General features: G+C 66.2%; 18 protein-coding genes. 4 read left to right on the forward strand and 14 right to left on the reverse strand.

Annotated elements, in window-relative coordinates; all coding sequences use genetic code 11:
* Positions 1-306: 306 nt before the first annotated feature.
* Together EDE08_RS38795 and EDE08_RS37805 are read left to right on the forward strand one after the other, a co-directional pair.
* A complete protein-coding gene (locus EDE08_RS38795) occupies positions 307-480 on the forward strand; it encodes a hypothetical protein (RefSeq protein WP_165936424.1) in 174 nt (57 codons plus the stop codon).
* Positions 481-596: 116 nt separating this feature from the next.
* The gene (locus tag EDE08_RS37805) at positions 597-1271 is read left to right on the forward strand and encodes a methyltransferase family protein (protein ID WP_131874786.1); all 675 of its coding nucleotides are present in this window, start codon (positions 597-599) and stop codon (positions 1269-1271) included.
* A gap of 23 nt (positions 1272-1294) precedes the next feature.
* Here the strand turns inward: EDE08_RS37805 and EDE08_RS37810 are convergent, their stop codons facing one another.
* The 10 genes from EDE08_RS37810 to flgB all read right to left on the reverse strand — a co-directional run bounded on the left by EDE08_RS37810 (position 1295) and on the right by flgB (position 10548).
* The gene (locus EDE08_RS37810) at positions 1295-2002 is read right to left on the reverse strand and encodes a glutathione S-transferase (RefSeq protein WP_131874785.1); all 708 of its coding nucleotides are present in this window, start codon (positions 2000-2002) and stop codon (positions 1295-1297) included.
* A 228-nt stretch (positions 2003-2230) separates the two neighbouring features.
* Positions 2231-2911 (reverse strand): lectin, encoded by a 681-nt coding sequence (locus tag EDE08_RS37815; protein WP_131874784.1) that lies wholly within the window; start codon positions 2909-2911, stop codon positions 2231-2233.
* A gap of 145 nt (positions 2912-3056) precedes the next feature.
* On the reverse strand, positions 3057-4070 hold the full coding sequence (locus tag EDE08_RS37820; RefSeq protein ID WP_131874783.1) for a Tim44 domain-containing protein: 1014 nt from the start codon (positions 4068-4070) through the stop codon (positions 3057-3059).
* A gap of 275 nt (positions 4071-4345) precedes the next feature.
* Entirely contained in the window at positions 4346-6925 is a 2580-nt protein-coding gene (cckA, locus tag EDE08_RS37825) for a cell cycle histidine kinase CckA (protein ID WP_131874782.1), read from the reverse strand.
* Between the two features lie 154 nt (positions 6926-7079).
* Entirely contained in the window at positions 7080-8159 is a 1080-nt protein-coding gene (flhB, locus tag EDE08_RS37830; RefSeq protein WP_131874781.1) for a flagellar biosynthesis protein FlhB, read from the reverse strand.
* Between the two features lie 12 nt (positions 8160-8171).
* A complete protein-coding gene (fliR, locus tag EDE08_RS37835) occupies positions 8172-8942 on the reverse strand; it encodes a flagellar biosynthetic protein FliR (protein ID WP_131874780.1) in 771 nt (256 codons plus the stop codon).
* Positions 8943-8959: 17 nt separating this feature from the next.
* Complete coding sequence (fliQ, locus tag EDE08_RS37840) at positions 8960-9223, reverse strand: flagellar biosynthesis protein FliQ (protein WP_028180904.1); 264 nt, start codon at positions 9221-9223, stop codon at positions 8960-8962.
* A 133-nt stretch (positions 9224-9356) separates the two neighbouring features.
* Entirely contained in the window at positions 9357-9665 is a 309-nt protein-coding gene (fliE, locus tag EDE08_RS37845) for a flagellar hook-basal body complex protein FliE (protein ID WP_028180905.1), read from the reverse strand.
* Between the two features lie 16 nt (positions 9666-9681).
* The gene (gene flgC / locus EDE08_RS37850) at positions 9682-10107 is read right to left on the reverse strand and encodes a flagellar basal body rod protein FlgC (RefSeq protein ID WP_028180906.1); all 426 of its coding nucleotides are present in this window, start codon (positions 10105-10107) and stop codon (positions 9682-9684) included.
* Between the two features lie 36 nt (positions 10108-10143).
* Complete coding sequence (flgB, locus tag EDE08_RS37855) at positions 10144-10548, reverse strand: flagellar basal body rod protein FlgB (protein ID WP_131874779.1); 405 nt, start codon at positions 10546-10548, stop codon at positions 10144-10146.
* Positions 10549-10901: 353 nt separating this feature from the next.
* Between flgB and EDE08_RS37860 the strand changes: the two genes are divergently transcribed.
* Positions 10902-11870, forward strand: coding sequence for a flagellar biosynthetic protein FliO (locus EDE08_RS37860; protein WP_131874778.1), 969 nt, complete (start codon positions 10902-10904; stop codon positions 11868-11870).
* Positions 11867-12625: a flagellar type III secretion system pore protein FliP gene (gene fliP / locus EDE08_RS37865; RefSeq protein ID WP_131874777.1), complete on the forward strand. Its 759-nt coding sequence runs from the start codon at positions 11867-11869 to the stop codon at positions 12623-12625. The genes EDE08_RS37860 and fliP overlap by 4 nt, the downstream gene beginning before the upstream one ends.
* A gap of 9 nt (positions 12626-12634) precedes the next feature.
* On the opposite strand, the gene EDE08_RS37870 is transcribed toward fliP, so the two are convergent.
* The 4 genes from EDE08_RS37870 to fliM all read right to left on the reverse strand — a co-directional run bounded on the left by EDE08_RS37870 (position 12635) and on the right by fliM (position 18870).
* Positions 12635-16351, reverse strand: a complete 3717-nt coding sequence (locus tag EDE08_RS37870; RefSeq protein ID WP_165936423.1) for a tetratricopeptide repeat protein — start codon at positions 16349-16351, stop codon at positions 12635-12637.
* A 102-nt stretch (positions 16352-16453) separates the two neighbouring features.
* A complete protein-coding gene (locus EDE08_RS37875) occupies positions 16454-17215 on the reverse strand; it encodes a MotE family protein (protein WP_131874775.1) in 762 nt (253 codons plus the stop codon).
* A 9-nt stretch (positions 17216-17224) separates the two neighbouring features.
* A complete protein-coding gene (locus tag EDE08_RS37880) occupies positions 17225-17671 on the reverse strand; it encodes a DUF6468 domain-containing protein (RefSeq protein WP_035675328.1) in 447 nt (148 codons plus the stop codon).
* Positions 17668-18870: a flagellar motor switch protein FliM gene (gene fliM, locus EDE08_RS37885; protein ID WP_061883026.1), complete on the reverse strand. Its 1203-nt coding sequence runs from the start codon at positions 18868-18870 to the stop codon at positions 17668-17670. Before fliM ends, EDE08_RS37880 begins: the two co-directional genes overlap by 4 nt.
* Positions 18871-18883: the final 13 nt, after the last annotated feature.

Raw genomic sequence — 18883 nt, forward strand, 5'->3', positions numbered from 1 at the left:
GGGACGAAGAGCTGGCCTGCAGTCGAACAAAGAGCTGACCATCCCACTTGACACACCAAATCCCCATGTGAGCAATCCAGACTGTCTCCGCGGCGAGATTTCTGGATTGCTTCGCGGAGCCTGTCATCGGGCCGCGCGCCGCGCGGACCCGTTGGCTCGCAATGACGGAGTACGTGGTGAGCCGCGTTGCGCCACGCGTGCACGGCCTTCTCCGCACCAATTCCCTCGCATTTTAGCGATTGGCTTGAAGGAAACTTCGCTCCTCGCAGGGCAGGCTGAATTGTTTCCATATGTGAGGATTTGCGGATGAAGGTTTCCACCGTGGCGCCACCGCCGATCGCGATCGTGGTCCCTAACTACGACACGACCAAGCAGCAGGACGACCAGACCAAGCTCAAGGACGAGGATCCGACCTTCAAGCCGCAGCCGCCCGCGCCGCTGCCGCCGGGTCAGGGCACGCGGATCGATCAACTCGCCTGATCAGGCTTGCCAAAGCTGAAGCGCCCGATCCGGTCGATCGGGCTTTTCGCGCGCCCGGCCGCATCTTTGCCGGATAGCTGCACCAATATCGTGCGCCGCTCACCGGGGACCTGCGCATGAACGCACGCCTGCTGTTGCAGAACACGGTCTTCGTCGTCGCCATGGGCGCGGTGCTGTTCGCATGCGCCGGAACACTGCAGTGGCCGTCGGCCTGGACGTTCCTCGCCACCTCCGCGCTCCTCGGCCCGCTCTGCGGCTGGTGGCTCTACCGGATCGATCCGGCGCTGCTCGCCGAACGTCTGCGGCCGGTGCTGCAAAGGGATCAGCCCGCCGCCGACAAGATGTTCATGGCCGTCTTCGTCGTCGTGATGCTGGCCTGGCTGGTCGTGATGGGACTTGACCGGCGCTTTCAATCCTCCGACATGCCGACTGCGTTGAAGGCGCTCGGCCTCGCGCTGTTCCTGGCCTCGACACTGTTCACCATGTGGGTCTTCCGCGAGAATTCGTTCGCCGCCCCCGTGGTGAAGCTGCAAACCGAGCGCGCGCAGCACGTGATCTCGACCGGTCCCTACGCCCATGTCCGTCATCCCATGTACAGCGGCCTGGTGCTGTTCTTCGCCGGCGTGCCGTTGCTGCTGGGGTCGGGGTGGGGACTTGCGATGATGCCGCTCTTCATCGCCTTGCTCGCGGTCCGCATCCCCATCGAGGAGCGCACGCTGCGCGAGGGCCTGCCGGGCTATACCGATTATGCGGCACGGGTGCGCTACCGCCTCGTGCCCGGCGTCTGGTGAGGCCTGATCTCGCTTCCGGACGGTTACCCATCCAGCTCGCGATAGCGGCGGAAGATGCCCTGCTCGTTGAAGGGAATGCGGCGCTCGCTTTCGAGATAGGCCTTGATGTTCGGCCGCGCGGCGATGCTGTCGTGCAGGCCGACAAGGCCCGGGACATCCGCCTCGAACGCCTTCATGCGCCTGGGGAAGGCATAACGCAGCCCCTCGACGATCTGGAACAGCGAGAGATCGACGTAGGTCAGGCGGCGACCGGTGACATAGGTGCCCCCGCTCCCCTCGAGAAGCCGCTCGAAATAGCCGAGATATTTCGGTACGCGCTCGTCCCAGAAATCGGCCGTGCGCTTTTTCGCCGGTGCCTTCTGGTCCTCATAATAGAGCGAGGGTCCAAGCGGATGATGGGTGTCGTGGATCTCGACGACGAAGTCCGTGATCGTGAGCTGAAGCTGGTGCACCCAGAGCCTGCCGGCTTCCGTCTTCGGCGCAAGCCCATGGCGGGCGCCAAGATAGAGCAGGATGTTGGCGGTCTGGCCGATGACGAGCTTGCCTGCTTTCAGGAACGGTGGCGCAAAAGGCGGCGTGCCCTTGTGCGCGTCCATCATCTTCATCATCGCAGCAGTCCCGCGCGGACCGCGCGCGACATCGACGTAAGCGGCCCCCGCCTCCTCCAGCGCCAGCCGCACATATTCGCCGCGGCCCTGGATCTCGGGCCAGTAGTAGAGCTCGTATTTCATGGGAGGGATCCGTGAGCGTGGAGGCAACCGGACCAATGTAGCACGTGGCTGAAGGTTCCGTCAGCGTGAGGCGGAAGGTACCGCTACACTTCAGCCATCGCGAGCGTAAGGGACTTGTCCGCCGAAGCCTTGGCGAAGGCGGAAGCAATCCAGATTTTTCCGCGGAGGCGGTCTGGATTGCTTCGCCGCAACAGCTCCTCGCAATGATGGTGGGGAGAATTCAGCGCCTCAATTCGCCGCGAAGCAGTACAGCAGCCCGTCGCCGCCGGTGCTCTTCAGATCGGCCTGCGAGCAGCCGCCGTCTGGACCGCGCGAGGGGTGAGAGCTGTTCCAGGATTTCGAGGGCTCGTCGTCGCGCAGACCCCGACGATCGAAATGGCCGACCATCGCGGCGCCTTGCGTGCTCGACGTCCAGTTCTTGCAGGTGCGATCGTCGGGCCCGGCAAACGCGGTGCCGTCCGGCTGCGATCCCGTGAGGATGTCGTGCCGGTTCGGCTGGTCGCCGGCCCCGTTGATGACCTCACCCTTCTCGCTGAGCGCGGTCTGCTTGGTGAGATTGTTCGTCGCGCCGTGCAGCTCGGCGACGTCCTTGGCAATCACCGTGCCCTTGGCGTTCTGCCAGGGCCCCTTGCCGATGCGATCCTTGGCGTTGACGGCCGGCTTGCCGTCGGCGGCCTGCGTCGAGAGATAGGCGCGCCAGGACTTGGTGCCGGCGCCGGCGGCTTGTGCAAGCTTCTGGCATTGCGCGTCGGCACCTTCGAGGCCACCGAGATCGGCGCCCTTGCCGGGGCCGTTAGAGGTCACGAAGAAGGTCATGTCGGCCGACTGCGCTTGCGCCGATGGCGTCGCCAGCAAAGCCATTGCGAGCGCCAGGCCTGAAATCGTTGCGGATCTCTCGATGCGGATCATGCTGTCCTCCCGTCTTGCTTGTCGTTAACTGCCTCATGTCAACCCGACACGCGGCCGCTTATTCCGATGCAGCGAGGCGAGGAGCTCAAAGAAAAAGGGCGCCGTGCGGAAAGCACGACGCCCTGGCTTCTCGTGTCGCTTGCGATCAGTTGGTCTGCTGGATCGCCGACAATTCCCAGCCGCTGCCCGGCCTGCGGGCAAACGTCCAGATCTCGGTGGCCTCGCCCGGCTGCTCGCTGCCGGCGACGATCGCGCCGGTGTTGCGGTCGACCGTCTTGTCGGTGAGCGCGAAGCGCAGCGCCACCGTAGCGTACTCGGTCTCGCCTTCCCGCCAGGCTTCCGCGAGGTCGCCCTGCAGCAGCTTGACGTCGGTCACCTTGTTGACGACGTTGCGCGTACGGTTCTGGGCAAGGTCCTGCTCGAAATAGGAAACCATTTCCGGCGTCGCGAGCGTGTGCAGCTTGGCCACGTCCTCGTTCGACCAGGCGGTCTGGACATCGCCGAGCAGGCGCTCGAACGCCTCATAGTCGTCCGGCTTGATCTCGAGCGGCGCGTTGTTGGCACCGAAGCCGAAGCCGCCAAGACCACCGGCGAGCCCGCCACCGAGACCGCTGCGATGGTTCGTCTGCGGTCCAGGCGCGGCGCCGGCGTCAGCATTGGCGTAAGCCGCCCGCGGGGCGTGACGGCGCTGCCACCAGGACATCGCCAGCCGGACAACGAGCACCACCAGCGCGATCTGGATGATCAGGCCGAGGATCGAGGACAGGCCGCCGAGGCCGCCGAACAGGCCGCCGCCGAACAGCATGCCGAGCAGGCCTGCGCCGAGGAAGCCGGCCGCAAGGCCGCCCATGAAGCCGCCGGCCCGGCCGAACATGCCGCCGCGCGCAGGCGCGGAAGCCGCCGAGTTCATGCCTGCACCGGGCTGGGTGTAGGTGCGGTTGAACTGCGAGGTCGAGCCCGGCGCGGTCGTGGTCGACGGCGGCGCCGAATAGGAGCGCGTACCGCGCGAACCGGACGACATGCCGCCACCCGCGCGGGCGTCGGCCGACGAGATCGTCAGCGCGGTCGGCAGCGCAAGCGCCAGCACCACGGCGATCGTGTTGAAGAGTTTCCGGGAGCGAAGCGAGAAAGTCATGTGCGTTTCCCAAATCCCCGGCATGGGGACGTGCGCTTAAGATGGGCAGACTTCCCGAAAAGTGAAGCCGGTTTCGGACCCTGTGACTGCGGCCCTCAGTCGCGGGGATGTGGCAAAAGCCCATATTTGGCGGGGGCTTGGACGGGAACCGCGGCCGCGGGCTACCGGCGCTCTCTGGACGAAAATTCCGCTTTGTCCTTGTCATGCGTGCGCAGCAGACGCAATCCGGAATCTCTCCGAGGGAGCAGCCTGGATCGCTTCGCCGCAACGGCTCCTCGCAGTGACGGCATTGAGGCTCCTCACCCCTGCTTGGTCATCGTCTCCTTGACCGCCGCCACGAGCTGGCTGAGCGTGAAGGGCTTCGGCAGGAAGTCGAACTGCTGGCCTTCAGGCAGGCTCTTCTCGAACGCGTCCTCGGCATAGCCCGAGACGAAGATGAACTTGATGTCGGGGTTCTTTTCCCGCATCGCCTTCAGCAGCGTCGGGCCGTCCATCTCGGGCATGACGACGTCGGAGACGACGAGATCGATCGCCCCGCTCTGCTCCTCCAGCACCTCCATGGCCTCGACGCCGTTCTCGGCCTCGACCACAGTGTAGCCGCGCGAGCGCAGGCCGCGGGCGTTGAGCGCGCGCAGGCCCTCCTCATCCTCGACCAGCAGGATGGTGCCCTGCCCGGTGAGATCGGTGCGCGGCTTGGCCTCGGCGGGCGCGGCCTCCTTCGCGGCGCCGCCGGTCGCGCCGGCCGCGGTTGCGGGCTGCTCGACCTGCACGTCCTGCTCGGCGTGATGGCGCGGCAGGAAGATATGGAACGAGGTGCCCTGCCCCGGCTCGGAATCGACATAGATGAAGCCGCCGGTCTGCTTGACGATGCCGTAGACGGTGGAGAGCCCGAGGCCGGTGCCCTTGCCCACTTCCTTCGTCGAGAAGAACGGCTCGAAGATCTTGTCGCGGATGTCGGCGGGAATGCCGGTGCCGGTGTCGGCGACCTCGATCCGGACATAGTCCGCAGCCGGCATGCCCTTGTAGGCGAGCTTGCCCGCGTCCTCGGTGGTGACGTTTGCGGTCCGGATGATCAGCTTGCCGCCATCCGGCATGGCGTCGCGCGCGTTCACCGCGAGGTTGACGATCACCTGCTCGAACTGGGAGACGTCGACCTTCACCGGCCAGAGGTCGCGACCGTGGACGAGGTCGAGCTTGACCTTCTCGCCGATCAGCCGGCGCAGCAGCATGGTGAGATCGGACAGCGCGTCGCCGAGATCAAGCACCTGCGGCCGCAGCGTCTGCCGCCGCGAGAACGCCAGCAGCTGCCGCACCAGTGTGGCGGCGCGCGTTGCGTTCTGCTTGATCTGCATGATGTCCTGGAACGACGGGTCGGTCGGCTTGTGCGCGTTCAGCAGGAAGTCATTCGCCATCATGATGGCGGAGAGCACGTTGTTGAAGTCGTGGGCGATGCCGCCGGCGAGCTGGCCGACCGTCTCCATCTTCTGCGACTGGTTGATCTGGTTCTCCAGCGCGCGCCGCTCGGTGGTCTCGAGCATGTGCACGATGGCGGCTTCCGCCTCGGTCTCGGCCGAATCGACCGGCGTCACGAAGAACTGGCCCCAGCGCTCCTTGGCCCCTTCCAGCGCCACCTCGACCGGCGCGATGTCGGCCTTGCCTTCGGCCGCCTGGTTGATGGCCGCGATCAAAAGCTGCCGGTCGCGCGAGCTGACCGCGCGGAAGATCGACTTGCCGGCGCTGTCGAGCCCGAGCGCCTGTCCGAGCTTGGCATAGCGCGCATTGGCCCGCACGACGTTGCCGGCGCGATCGACGGTCGCGATCGCCATCGGCGTGTGGTCGAAGAAGCGCATGAAGCGCACTTCGGCGGCGCGGTCGGGGTCGCTGCGCTCGTCGCGGGCGCGGCTGATCACGAGCGTGCGCGACGGCCCCGGCGCGCCGTCGGCGCCGAAGGCGAGCTTGTGATAGAGCCGCACCGGCATGGTCTTGCCGGTGCGCATGCGCAGGTCGATGTCGAAGACTTCGGTCTTCACCTCGCCGGGCACCGCCACGATGGAGGTGAGCAGCGAGGCGCCGTCGCCGGAGACGATGTCGGTGAGCTTGAGGCCACCCGAACCGATCTCGGCGAGATCGTAGTCGAGCCAGTTCGCCAGCGTCGCGTTGACATAGGCGAGCTCTCCGGCCGGATTGACCGAGAAGAAGCCGCATGGTGCGTGATCGAGATATTCGATCGCGTGCTGGAGCTCCTGGAACACATCCTCCTGGCGTTCGCGGTCCCGGGTGATGTCGGCGATCGACCACACCGCGTATTTCGCCTCGCGCTTTCCGGTGCCGAGCGGCCGCACCCGCATACGCAACCAGCGGCCCTGGCTGCCGTCATGGCCGGAGATGCGCACCTCTTCCTGCTGCCGCTTGCCTTCGCGGGCGGCCTTGAGCAGGCGGAACACCGCTTCGGAGACGTCGGGGTTGCCAATGAAGACACGCTCGACGGGACGCACGTCCTGGGGGCCGCTGGCGCCGGTCAGAGTCAGATAGGCGGTATTGGAATAGACCACGTGTCCGCGCGCATCGGTGACTGCGAGCCCGTCGAAGGCGTGATCGGAGATGTGGCCAATGATGGGATCGTCGAGATTGCGGTCCGCGAAGCGGATGATGCCGGCGGCGAAGGCGAACAGGTTGAACAGGCCGACCATCGCCAGCACGGCGAGGATGCCCAGGATATAGGGCTGCGCCTGCGCGCGCCCGAGCGTCATCAGGCCGACGGCGACCGCGACGAGGCCGGCGGCGACCAGCAGCACCAGCGCAATGCTGCCCGAGCGCGGCGACGGCTCGTGCGCCGCAATGGGCTCGCGTGTGAGGTCGTGGTCGGTCTCAGCAGTCATATCGAGCTGGCGCAGCCTGTCGGCAGAGAATCAACGCGTTACGGGGCGCGTGGGGTCCTCCCTGCCTGAATCGGACCCTGAGGTGCAAGGGCAGCAACGGCGAAAGGTACGCTGATTCCCAGATTACGGCCATTTCCGGTATTTTTCGGGTATTTTATCCCCGCCCGGCGCTGAATCCGCGCTTCAGCCGCATGACGTAGCCGATGACTTCGGCGACCGCATGATAGTGCTCGGTCGGGATTTCCTGGTCGATGTCGACCGTGGCATAGAGCGCCCGGGCCAGCGGAACGTTCTCCACGATCGGGATGTCGTGCTCGCGCGCGATCTCCCGGATCTTGAAGGCGAGGTTGTCGACGCCCTTGGCGACGCAGATCGGCGCCGACATGCCCCGCTCGTAGGAGAGCGCCACCGAATAGTGGGTCGGGTTGGTGATGATCACCGAGGCCTTGGGAACCGCCGCCATCATGCGCTTCTTGGCGCGCTGCTGCCGCAACTGCCTGATCTTGCCCTTGATGTGCGGGTCGCCTTCGGATTGCTTGAATTCTTCCTTGATCTCCTGAAGCGACATCTTCTGCCGCTGGAACCAGCTTCGGTACTGGAAGAAGTAATCGGCGATGGCGACGATCGCGAGCGCCGCGACCACCGCTCCGAGCAGATGAATGGTCATGCTGGTTGTCGCGCCGAGCATGCCGGCCGGATCGAGCCGGACCATCGCCTCCATGCGGTGCCGCTCCGGCCACAGGATCATGGTCATGACCGCGCCGAGCAAGACCAGCTTGCCGACGCCTTTGAGAAAATTGGCTGCCGCCTGCTTGCCGAAGATGCGCTTGAAGCCGGCGCCAGGCGAAATCTTGTTGAATTTGGGTTTCAGGGATTCGGCCGACCACACCAGGCGGTGCTGGAGCATGTTGCCGGCAATCGCCGCCAGCATCAGCATCAGGAGGGGCACGCCGACGGCCGCGAGCACGACGACTTCGATCTGCTGCATCAGCGCGAGCAGAGCCTTGCCGTCGGTCTTGATCATCCAGGAATTGGCGAGCAGGTTGCGCATCGGCGTCAGCAGCCCGCTGCCGACCGAGCCCGAGAAGGTCGAGACCACGAGCGTGCCGCCCGCCATCATGAACCAGGTGTTGATCTCCTGGCTCTTGGCGACGTCGCCGCGTTCGAGCGCATCGTCGAGGCGCTTTTGCGTCGGGTCTTCTGTTTGACTTTCGGGATCGTTGTCTTCCGCCACGTAGCGCCCCCGTCACTTGAGCGGCATCATCTGGTGCATGACACCGATGAAATAATCGAGAAAAGTGCCCATCATCGCGGTCAGCACCACGGCGAGCACCAGGAAGCCTGCGAAGATCGCCAGCGGCACGCCGACGAAATAGACCTGCATCTGCGGCATCAACCGTGCCAGTACGCCGAGCCCGATGTTGAAGACGAGGCCGAACACAAGAAACGGTCCCGAGAGCTGCAGGCCCAGGCGGAACGCGGCGGCGAAGGCGCGCGTCGCCAGCGAGGCGACATCGCCGCTCGATACGGTCTCGCCCGGCGAGAAGATCGTATAGCTGTCGTTCAGCGCGGCGATCACCAGATGGTGGCTGTCGGTGGCAAACAGCAGCGTCACGCCGAGCATGGTCAGGAAGTTGCCGACCAGCACGCCCTGCTGCCCCTGCGTCGGATCGACCGAGGTGACGAAGCCAAGCCCCATCTGCTGCGCGATCACGGATCCCGCAACCTGGAGCGCCGACAGCGTCACGCGCGCTGTCGCGCCCAGCACGATACCGATCGCGATCTCATGCAGCATCAGCACCAGCAGCGGCGCGAGCGAGCCCATGTCGACGTGGTAGGCGTTGCGATGCAGCGGCAGGATGATCAGCGTGAGCATCAGCGCGATCGACAGCTTTATCCGCGTCGGGATGTTGGTCTCGCCCAGCCCTGGCAGCAGCATCACCATCGCGCCGACCCGGGCGAAGGCGAGCATGAAGGAAGCGGCGAGCGCCGGCAGCAGCGAGACGTCGATGCGCATAATTCACGCATCTTGCCTCAGCCGCCGATGATTCGCGACGATATACGCATCATGTGGGCGTGGAGCGAGTCGGCCATGAACGGCAGCGCCAGCAGCATCGTGGCGAAGATGGCCAGGATCTTCGGCACGTAGATCAGCGTCTGCTCCTGGATCTGCGTCAGCGCCTGGAACAGCGACACGATGACGCCGACCACGAGGCCGACCACCATCAGCGGGGAGGACACGATCACGATGGTCCAGATCGCATCGCGTGCGACATCGAGGGTCTCGGGTCCGGTCATTTGCAGAATTCCTACTCTGAATTGTTTCTCGTCATTCCGGGGCTCGCGCAGCGAGAGCCCGGAATCCATACTCCCGATCGTGGTTATGGATTCCGGGCTCGCGACTTCGTCGCGCCCCGGAATGACAACCTCGTCAGATCGGCATCTTCATGATGTCTTCATACGCCGCGATCACGCGATCGCGGACCGAGACCAGCGTGGATACCGCGACGTCGGTGTCCGCGACCGCCGTCACCACGTCCATCACGTTGGCCTTGCCGGCGGCCATCGCCACCGTCTGCGCATCGGATTTGCGGCCGGACTCCATGACGCTGCCGACGGCGTCCTTCAGCAGCGAAGCAAAAGATTGCCCGGTCGGCTCGCTGCCCTTGCCGGCGCCGCCGTTCTCGAGCACGCGGGCGAGGTTGGCGTAGGCGTTCGCGGCGATTGTCGGTGATGCCATGACTCAAATGTCCTGTTCAGCTCTTGAGGATGTCGAGCGTGCGCTGGATCATCCGGCGCGTCGCACTGATGATGTTGAGATTGGCCTCGTAGGACCGCTGCGCATCGCGCATGTCGGTTATCTCGACCACCGAGTTCACGTTGGGATATTTGACGTTGCCGCTCGCATCCGCGGCCGGATTGTTCGGCTCGTATTTGACGCGGAAGTCGGACTGGTCGGGCTTGATCCTGCCGAGAGTAACGACCTGCGCGTCCAGCGTGCGGTCGAGCGCGGAGGAGAAGGTCGGAACCTTGCGCCGATAGGGATCGCCGCCGGCGGTCTGCGCCGTCGAGTCGGCATTGGCGATGTTTTCCGAGATCACCCGCATGCGCCCGGCCTGCGCGCGCAGGCCGGAGGTGGCGATCGCCATCGAACGGGCAAAGTCGCTGCTGTCATTCGCCATGATGCGCCTCTAGCTCTCCTGGTTGCGGGATCACGCCTAGGCCTTGCCGATCGCGGTCTTGAGCAGGCGCAGGCTCTTCGAATAGAGCGAGGTCGCCGCCGCGTAGTCCATCTGGTTGCTGGCGGCCTTCATCATCTCCTCCTCGAGATTGACGGCGTTGCCCGCAGGGCGGGTCTCGAAGCCGGCGTTCTTGTCCTGGTCGAATGCGGAGGCGGCGCCCGATGGCGTCATGTGCGAGGCACTGGTACGCGTCAGGGCCAGCGGCCCCATGGCCCCCGTGACGGCGCCGGTCCTGTCGAACTTCGGCTCGATCAGGTCGCGCGGCCGGAATTTGGGCGTGTCGGAATTGGAGACGTTTTCGGACAGGACGCGCTGGCGCTCCTGGTGCCACTGCATCTTGGTGCGAAGCGCCGACAGCACCGGGAGGTCGTTGATGGACATCGTCGCGGCTCCTTCCGCCACCCTTGCGGACCCGAAGTCCGAAGCTAGGCAGAATTTGCCGCCTGTATGGTTAACAGCTGGTTAAGAGCGCTCTCGAAGCATGTCGCCAGGCGAGACACGATTTTCGCGCGCCCGTGATTCTACGCCTCGAAAAGTGGCATTAACCCAATCGTTTGGCGGAGCGTGCACAGGCCAAGAAGTCGTTTTGGATCGGGCGATTCATGGGTTATTAAGAGTTGGGGACGGCAAAACTTGCCGTGGAACGTTAAGAAATCGCAGCTTGGGGCATCGTACGCCGGTGGTTGGCAAGGTGACCATGGGTACGAGAAAAGCGCCATTTGTCGGGGACAAGTATGCAAGGCAGCCCTATCACCTTCATCGTCGCGTTCATCGCCGTTCTGGCGCTGATCGGCGTCGCTGCATGGCTGGTTCGCCGATTCGGCAGCAGCCGGCTGGGCGCCAACACCCAGCGCGGCCGGATGCCCCGGCTCGCCGTGATCGACGCCGCCGCGGTCGACGGCCGGCGCCGTCTGGTGCTGGTCCGGCGCGACAATGTCGAACATCTCCTGATGATCGGCGGCCCCACCGACATCGTCGTCGAGCCCAATATCGTTCGCGCCGCGCCGAGCCGCGACCAGCTCCCGCAGCGTCCCAACGCCGCCGAGCCGCCGCGCCTTGCCCCCATGCCCGACGTCGGCGGCTGGGCCGACGAGGCGCCGCGACCGGAACTGCTCGATCATCCCGAGCCGCAGATGCCCGAGCCTCCGCCGCGGCCCGCCCGCCCATCCTTCGCCGATGAGGTACGCCGGCCTGCTCCTGCGCTGGCCGAACGACGCAGCGAACCGCCCTTGGGAGGCTTTACACCCGAGCCGATCGCGCCGCGTCCCGAGCGCGAACCACGGCCCGAGCCCCTGCCGCCGCGCATCGCCCGCGGCGAACCGCCGCTGATGCCGCGTCCGTCGCGCCAAAGCGAGCCGGTGAAGATGCCGCCGATGCGCCCCGAGCGCGCCGCAGCTCCGCCTCCGCCTGTGCCGCAGGCTGCGCCCGTTCCGCCGCCGGCGCCGGCCCCTGTGCCCTCGAGCGCCGAGCAGAATCTCGCCGAAATGGCGCAGCGGCTAGAGGCTGCCCTGCGCCGCCCAGCCGGCGAAGCGGTCGCGCCGCCGGTTGCGCCGGAGCCGCCGGCCGGGCCGCCGCGTGCCGCCCGCAGCGAGCCGCCGGCGCCACCCGCCCCGGCAGCAAAGCCGGCCGCCGAAAAGACCAGCTTTGAAAATCTCGAAGACGAGATGGCCTCCCTGCTCGGCCGTCCGAAGCCGTCTTCGTGAGGTTGCCGGCCCTTCCGCGTAGAGTTCTTTTCCTTTCTGTCCTGGTCGGCGCGGCCTCGCTCGCGATGCCGGCGCATGCCCAGGACATCAGCATCAATCTCGGCGGCGGCGCTGGCGGCGGCGGCGTCACCGAGCGCGCGATCCAGCTGATCGCGCTGCTCACGGTGCTGTCGATCGCGCCGTCGATCCTGATCATGATGACGTCGTTCACGCGCATCGTGGTGGTGCTGTCGCTGCTGCGCACCGCGTTGGGCACCGCAACCGCCCCGCCGAACTCGGTGATCATCGCGCTCGCGATGTTCCTCACCTTCTTCGTGATGGGCCCGGTGCTGCAAAAGTCCTACGACGAAGGCATCCGCCCGCTTGTCGCCAACCAGATCGGGGTCGAGGATGCGCTCCAGCGCGCCTCCGTCCCCCTGCGCGGCTTCATGCAGAAGAACGTGCGCGAGAAGGACCTCAAGCTGTTCCTGGATCTGTCGGGCGAGCCCCCGCCAGCCACCCCCGACGAACTCGCCTTGCGCATCCTCGTTCCCGCCTTCATGATCTCCGAGTTGAAGCGCGCCTTCGAGATCGGCTTCCTGTTGTTTCTCCCCTTCCTGATCATCGACCTCGTCGTCGCTTCGGTGCTGATGTCGATGGGCATGATGATGCTGCCGCCGGCGACGATCTCACTGCCGTTCAAGCTGATCTTCTTCGTGCTGGTCGACGGCTGGTCGCTGGTGGCCGGGAGCTTGGTGCAGAGTTACGGGGGGTGAGAGAGGCCTCTACCGCGTCATCTTGATCTGCCGCACGACCGGGATCGTGGGCAGCGAGCCGGTGTGGTCGGACTCGTCCTTGGCCTGCGGTGCGCCGGGCGCGCGTGCCGTGGCGTCGGGGAAGCGCTGTTTCATCTCGCGCAGGAAGCCGTCGAGCGTATCGACGCTGGCAGCCAGCTTGGCGATCTCGGCGAATTCGGCGCTCGAGGCCGCGGCCGGCTTGCTGGCGATGTCGAAGGCGAGACGGTCGGCGCTCTCGCTCATCAGCGGCGCGTATTTCTCGCGGAAGCGCGACAGGCCGATCGAGTCGTCGGCGAGCGCGTAGCCGACGGCGGCGCGGATGATGTCGCTCTTCTCGACCGCGTTGAGCGGCTTGAAGTCACGGAAACGGTCGCCGTAATAGAGTTCGATCTGCTCGGCGGACTCGCGCCAGCGCCGCGCCGCCCAGAAGATGTCGGAGCGAAGGCGGAGCACTTCGCGCCCGGAGACGTTGGAGACGATGTCGAGCGCGAGATCGTGGCGGCCGACGTCGCTCTGCGCGCGCGCTTCCAGGAGCAGGCGCTGCTGCCGGAGCTCGCCGGAGAGATCGCTGATGCGGCTCGCGCGCAGCGCAGTGATCGCCATGTCGGGCTTGCGGTTGGCGAGATAGATCATGGACAGGCGCGCGGCGACCTGGGCGCGCGCCGCGCCTTCAAGGCGATGATCGACCTGGTATTGCAGGAGCTCGGCGGCCTGGTCGAGCAGATCGATCGAGGCCAGACGGTCGGCGAGCCGGCGGATCAGCTCGTCGCCGCGGCGGCCGATCGGCGTCAGCTCGCGGAACTCGTAGAACATCCCGAGCGCCTCGACCGGCGGCAGTTCGTCGCCCTTCGGCCCGAGGAATAGCTGCGTGAACAGCTCGGAGGCGAGATCCTGAGCCTGACGCGAAGCTTCGGCGTTCGGCTGAAGCCTCGTCGCGGTGCGCGCGGCGGTGAGCGCATCCCGGTAACGCCCGTTCTCGGCATACAGCTGCGACAGCATCTGGAGCGTCTTGACCTCGATCGTGTCGCCGCGCCAGGTCATGGACAACGTCTCGAGCTCGCGCAGCGCCTCTTCCTTGCTGATCTCGTCGCGCTTCTGACGCAGTGCGACCTCAAGCTGCTTGGCCTCGGCCGCAGCCTGCCGATCGCTCGAGGCGACCGCGAACTTGTAGTCGTCCAGCGCATCCTTGTCGTGGCCGAGCGCCTCGGCGAGCCGGCCGCGCAGCACGGCGAAGCCGGGCGCAGCCTCAGGCGGGACACCGACTACCTCGAGTTCGCTGCGGCGCTTGGAGGCGCCGGCATAGTCCTTCACCTCGAGCGAGGCGCGCATCGCGTCCATCGTCACGATGCGCTGGATGTCGAGCGGTAGAGAGGCGATCGCGAATTCGACGTTCTTGAACTTCTCGCGCGCGTCCGCCCATTTGCCCTGGCGCGCATAAGCGAGCGCCTTCCAGAGCTGGGAATCGTGGCTGTTGCCGATCACGGGATTGGCGAGGTCCTTCAGGCCCTGCGCCGGCCGGCCGATCAGGATGCTCGCGATCGCATGCATGATCAGCGCGCCGCTCTCCTCCTTGTTGAGGGGATCGCTCAGCATCACGTCGGTGACGGCCTTGGCCTCGTGATACATCGCACGCGACATGTAGAACTGCGCGAGGTCGAGCCGCGGCAGCGAACGCAGCGCCGGCTCGACCGCCGAGATCGCCGTCAGCAGCTCGCTCTGGCGCGCCATGAAGTTTTCCGACTGGCCCTTGCGCCAGCCTTCGGGGCTGAAGATCGGGCGCACCGCGGTCGGCGCCCGCTCGGCCGAGATGTCGACCGGCGAGAGCGTCAAGCCCCCCTTCTTGCCGACAATCACCTTGTCGGAGCCGACCTCGACGCCGACCTCGTCGGAGTTGGGCCGGATCGCGATGCCGTGCGCGGATTCCAGGAGCGAGAGATCGACGAGATCCTGCCGCTTGATGAAGCCGCGCACCGGCCGCTGCGCGGTGACGACATAGAGCGTATCGCCGGCGTCGGGATCGGTGAGCTTGTGCAGAAGGCCCGGATTGGCGAAGGGGATCGCGATGTTGGCGAGTGCGGGATCGGTGATGTTGCGCGACATCATCAGCGGCAGCGGCGTCGCCTGGATCTTGTCGGCGAGCGTCAACAGCCAGTTGGTTTCCTTGCCGACCTCCTCGCTCGTCAGCGAATAGACCAGCGGACGGGTGAGACGGATGCGCACCGCCTGCCCCTTGTCGAGCGGGATGCGGCCGACCTCGCCGATCATGGCGCCGCCCTTGGTGCGGATCGCCTCGACATCGATCGGCTTCGGCGTATCGAACACCAGCCATACCGTGTCGCCGCGGCGGAACGCCGCCGCCGGCGTTGCGACCTGAAGCGGGAACGTCACGCGCAATCCGTCGCTGTCGCGGCGCGCATCGACTCCGGCAATAGCGGGCTGCGCGGCCGGCGGCGCGGGCGCAGCCTTGACAACTTCCTTGACCGGCTCCTTCGCGGCCTCTTTCGGCGCGTCGGCCGGCGCCGGCCTGGCAGTCGCCGCCGCAGCTTCGGGAACGGGCGCCGCCGGCTTCGCGGCTTCCTTGGACACTTCCGGAGCGGGCGCAGCTTCGACCGCGGGAGCGGCTGCCGGTTTCGGCGCCTCGGTGGACGGCATCGCGGCGGGCGCTTCCGGCTTCACCTCGGGCTTGATGTCGATCCTGGCTTCGCGCGCGATCGTCTCGGAGGTCGGCGGCGCGATCTCGCTGCGGGGATCCTTCGGCTTCTCGGCCGCCGGCTTTTCCGGCGCAGGCGCCGGTGCGTGACCGGCGGGCTTCATCTGTGCGATCGCCGCCTCGGGCGTCGCGGCCGCCTTGCCCTTGTCGGGCTGGAAGGCGACGTCGACGACGTAGTTCTTCTCGTCGCGGAACGAATGCACGTCCGAATCGCCGATCAGCGCGATCTCGACATTGGTCTGGTCGATGTCGGCCTTCTGCTTGATCGAGGCGACGTTCGGCGGCGCCGCGACGATCGCGTCTGCCAGGTCGAAATTGAGGTTGGCGTTGAAGATGAGCGTGAGCTTCTGCTCGTTGAGCACGGAGGAGACGCCGACGCCGTCGGGCATCTCGAACACGAAGCGCACGAAGGTCGGTTGCACCGAGGCACGCACGCGGATCTGCGGGCGCTTCCTGGCCTCGGCCGCGGCGCGCTGGGCACGCAACGCGCGCTCGGCCACGCGCGCGCGCTCGGCGAGCTCCTTGACCACGTCCATGGGCAGGCTCGGCGGCGGTCCCTTCCAGCCTTCGGGCAGCAGGTCGACGAAGGTGCGCTCGCCCGCGTTCATGGTGTTGACGGTGACGCGCCGCGCCAGCGACAGGCGGATCGCGCTCCCATCCGGGTCGCGGCGGGCGGAGTTGACGTAATCGGGCGCACCTTCCGGGATCCGGTCGACGGGAACGTCGACGGGCCGGTCGAACCGGATCACGAGGATGGAGCCTGCGGTCATCACCTCGGAGGGAACATCCTCACCGAGCTTGATGACGAGACGGGCGAAGCCGCCGCCGGCGGAAAAATTCGCCTCGCCCCTGATCGGGTCGGCCGCCCGGGCCGGCGCCGTGAAGCCAATCAGGATACAGGCCGCCAGCACGCGCGCCTTCCGGACATGACGCGACAACCCCCGCGCCACTGCGCGGGCTCGCGACACAAATCCAGCGGCAGCCTCTCGCGCCATTGGCGGCATTTCTTCCGGTTCGGCGGGCGTGCCGGCACTGGCGCCGGCCCGTGCCGTCGAATCTAAGGTTTTCCCAATTAAGGACTTCTTAAGTATGAGCCCTCAATTCGGCTTTTGGGTCGGCTTGCCCTCGATCTTGGGAAGATCGACAGCCGAGGCCGACTGATCGCCGCCGCCATTGGCGCGGCGGGCCATCTCGACCGTCAGCCGCTCGGCCGCCTCCGGCGACATCAATCCCATGATGTCCGACATTTTGCGAGGCGCGATGGCCGAGGCGATCTCGATCAGCACGCCCATCTCGAGCCGGTCGAACACCCGCGCGGCATCCTTGGGCTTCATCCCCTCATACATGGTCACGAGGCCCTTCATGCGCTGGGCTTCGGCGGCCTTCTGCTCGGCCTGCGTTGCGGAGATACGGGTTTCCACCGCCTTCATCTCCTCGACCTTGTTCTCGATGCGCTTCTCGGCCGATTTCAGCAGGCTTTCGCGAATGTCGATCTCGCGCTGGCGGGCCTCGATCTCCTGCCGCCGCGCCTGCAGCCGTTCCAGAATCGCACGCTCCGATGCCGAGACCTGCGGCTGGGTTTCGTCGATCTTGACCGGGGTGCCGCCTTCCATCTTGGTCTCGGGCGCGGCGGGCTTGGGCGGCTCCTTCGGCGCGCCATGGGTCGATCCGGTGATGTCGGGGTCCTCGCCGCCGGGGAAATTCAGGTTCTCCTGCGCCCAGGATTTCTTGCCCTGGTTCGGCTTGTAGTCGAAGACATAGCCGCCGTTGATGACGAGGCCGGCCACCTTCAGCGTGGCGAGGCCCGCGACGGCGACCAGGACGACCGGAATGACGCGGATGTTACGAAAGGACTTCATACCCAGGCTTTATGCGGCAAGGCCGTTGGATCGCCGGCGCTCGGAGAAGGCTTCGGCCGCAGCCGCCACCGCCTTCGCCGTCGACGGCTTCGCCGCAGGCGCGGCAGCTGTTTCGGGGTTCGTCACGGGACGCGCGGCGATCGCGATCTTGGACAGGCGCCGCACCACGTTGTCGGCCTCGCCGAGCTGCTTGTAGAGCTGGTCCGACATCTGCGTCGCGGCGGCGAGCTGGCTGCCCAGGTTCTCGTTGACGTCGCGCACGGCGAGCTTCAGCCCGCCGATTGCGCGCTCGGCGATCTCCGTCGCCGTGATCAGCTCGCCGATGACCGCCTTCAGCGAATGCTCGTCCGCCTTCAGCCGCGTCAGCCGCTTGTTGAGCATGACGCAGTAGACGATCGTCAGCATCAGCAGGATAGCCACCAGCGTCTCGATCGCCATTCCCAGGGAGTGGTTCATGGGGCCTCCATCATCTTGTTCTGCTCGTCGACCTTCTCGAACATCGCAAGTGTCGTACTTGGCTTGCGCAAGGGTTTCGTCACGCGGATCGCGACGCGGTCGCCGACCCGGCCCATCCGCCCCTCGGTCAGCGTGACGTCGCCGCAGCGCACGGTGACGTTGGCGTCGGCGCGCATGTCCAGCGGCAGCGTGTCGCCGACCTTGAGCCGCATCAGCTGCTTGAGCGGAATGTCGGCCTCGTAGAGCACCGCATCAACGGCGATCTCGGCCTGCACGATCTCGGTGGCGAAATGGCCTTCCCAGACCGGGTCGCGGCCGAACTTTTCGCCCATGAACATCTGGAGCAGGACGCCCCGGATCGGCTCGATAGTCGCGTAGGGCAGCAGCAGCTCGATATTGCCGCCGCGGTCTTCCATGTCGATGCGCAGGCGGACCAGGATCGCGGCGTTGGCGGGACGGCTGATCGCGGCGAAACGCGGATTGGTCTCGAGCCGGTCGATCGTGAAGGTCACCGGCGACAGCGGCCGGAACGCCTGCTCGGCATCGGCCAGCACCACCTCGACCAGCCGCTTGACCAGCTCGGTCTCGATCGTGGTGTAGGGCCGGCCCTCGATGCGGAGCTGGCTGGTGCCGCGGCGGCCGCCGAGCAGCACGTCGATCATCGAATAGATCAGGTTGGAATCGACCGTCGCCATGCCGAAATTCTCCCACTCCTCGGCCTTGAAGACGGTGAGGACGGCGGGCAGCGGGATCGAGTTCATGTAGTCGCCGAAACGCACCGAGGTGATGCGGTCGAGCGAGACTTCGACGTTGTCGGAGGTGAAGTTGCGCAAGGACGTCGTCATCAGCCGCACCAGGCGGTCGAAGACGATTTCGAGCATCGGCAGACGCTCGTAGGAGACCATCGCAGAATCGATGATCGCGCGAATGCCGGAATGATCGTCGAGCGTGACGTCGCCGACGGTGAAGCCGAGGAGATTGTCGATCTCCTCCTGCGACAGCACCCGCTCGCCGGAGTTCTTGCCGGTGCCGAGATCGCGGCTGCCGTCCTCGACCATGGCCGCCCATTGCAGGGCCATGGTTTCCGACAGCTCGTTCTCGGCGGCAGCCTTTGCGGCCTCGGCGGGATCCTCGGAATCGAGCGAGGCCTCCCACTGGGCGGCAATTGCATCCTGGTCGACCTGGTCGTTGCCCGCCATGATCCTAGTCCGT

The sequence above is a fragment of the Bradyrhizobium sp. R2.2-H genome, from assembly GCF_004346455.1.
Classification (GTDB): Bacteria; Pseudomonadota; Alphaproteobacteria; order Rhizobiales; family Xanthobacteraceae; genus Bradyrhizobium; species Bradyrhizobium diversitatis.

Bases quoted from the DNA above. Each gene is read 5' to 3' on its own strand.
- EDE08_RS37820 (WP_131874783.1), bottom strand. From the start codon at position 4,070: ATGCCGGGGATTTGGGAAACGCACATGACTTTCTCGCTTCGCTCCCGG.
- fliQ (WP_028180904.1), bottom strand. From the start codon at position 9,223: ATGACCGGACCCGAGACCCTCGATGTCGCACGCGATGCGATCTGGACC.
- flgC (WP_028180906.1), bottom strand. From the start codon at position 10,107: ATGGCGAATGACAGCAGCGACTTTGCCCGTTCGATGGCGATCGCCACC.
- EDE08_RS37880 (WP_035675328.1), bottom strand. From the start codon at position 17,671: ATGAACCACTCCCTGGGAATGGCGATCGAGACGCTGGTGGCTATCCTG.
- EDE08_RS37870 (WP_165936423.1), bottom strand. From the start codon at position 16,351: ATGGCGCGAGAGGCTGCCGCTGGATTTGTGTCGCGAGCCCGCGCAGTG.
- EDE08_RS37815 (WP_131874784.1), bottom strand. From the start codon at position 2,911: ATGATCCGCATCGAGAGATCCGCAACGATTTCAGGCCTGGCGCTCGCA.
- EDE08_RS37805 (WP_131874786.1), top strand. From the start codon at position 597: ATGAACGCACGCCTGCTGTTGCAGAACACGGTCTTCGTCGTCGCCATG.
- cckA (WP_131874782.1), bottom strand. From the start codon at position 6,925: ATGACTGCTGAGACCGACCACGACCTCACACGCGAGCCCATTGCGGCG.
- EDE08_RS37860 (WP_131874778.1), top strand. From the start codon at position 10,902: ATGCAAGGCAGCCCTATCACCTTCATCGTCGCGTTCATCGCCGTTCTG.
- EDE08_RS38795 (WP_165936424.1), top strand. From the start codon at position 307: ATGAAGGTTTCCACCGTGGCGCCACCGCCGATCGCGATCGTGGTCCCT.
- fliE (WP_028180905.1), bottom strand. From the start codon at position 9,665: ATGGCATCACCGACAATCGCCGCGAACGCCTACGCCAACCTCGCCCGC.
- fliM (WP_061883026.1), bottom strand. From the start codon at position 18,870: ATGGCGGGCAACGACCAGGTCGACCAGGATGCAATTGCCGCCCAGTGG.
- EDE08_RS37875 (WP_131874775.1), bottom strand. From the start codon at position 17,215: ATGAAGTCCTTTCGTAACATCCGCGTCATTCCGGTCGTCCTGGTCGCC.
- EDE08_RS37810 (WP_131874785.1), bottom strand. From the start codon at position 2,002: ATGAAATACGAGCTCTACTACTGGCCCGAGATCCAGGGCCGCGGCGAA.
- fliR (WP_131874780.1), bottom strand. From the start codon at position 8,942: ATGCGCATCGACGTCTCGCTGCTGCCGGCGCTCGCCGCTTCCTTCATG.
- flgB (WP_131874779.1), bottom strand. From the start codon at position 10,548: ATGTCCATCAACGACCTCCCGGTGCTGTCGGCGCTTCGCACCAAGATG.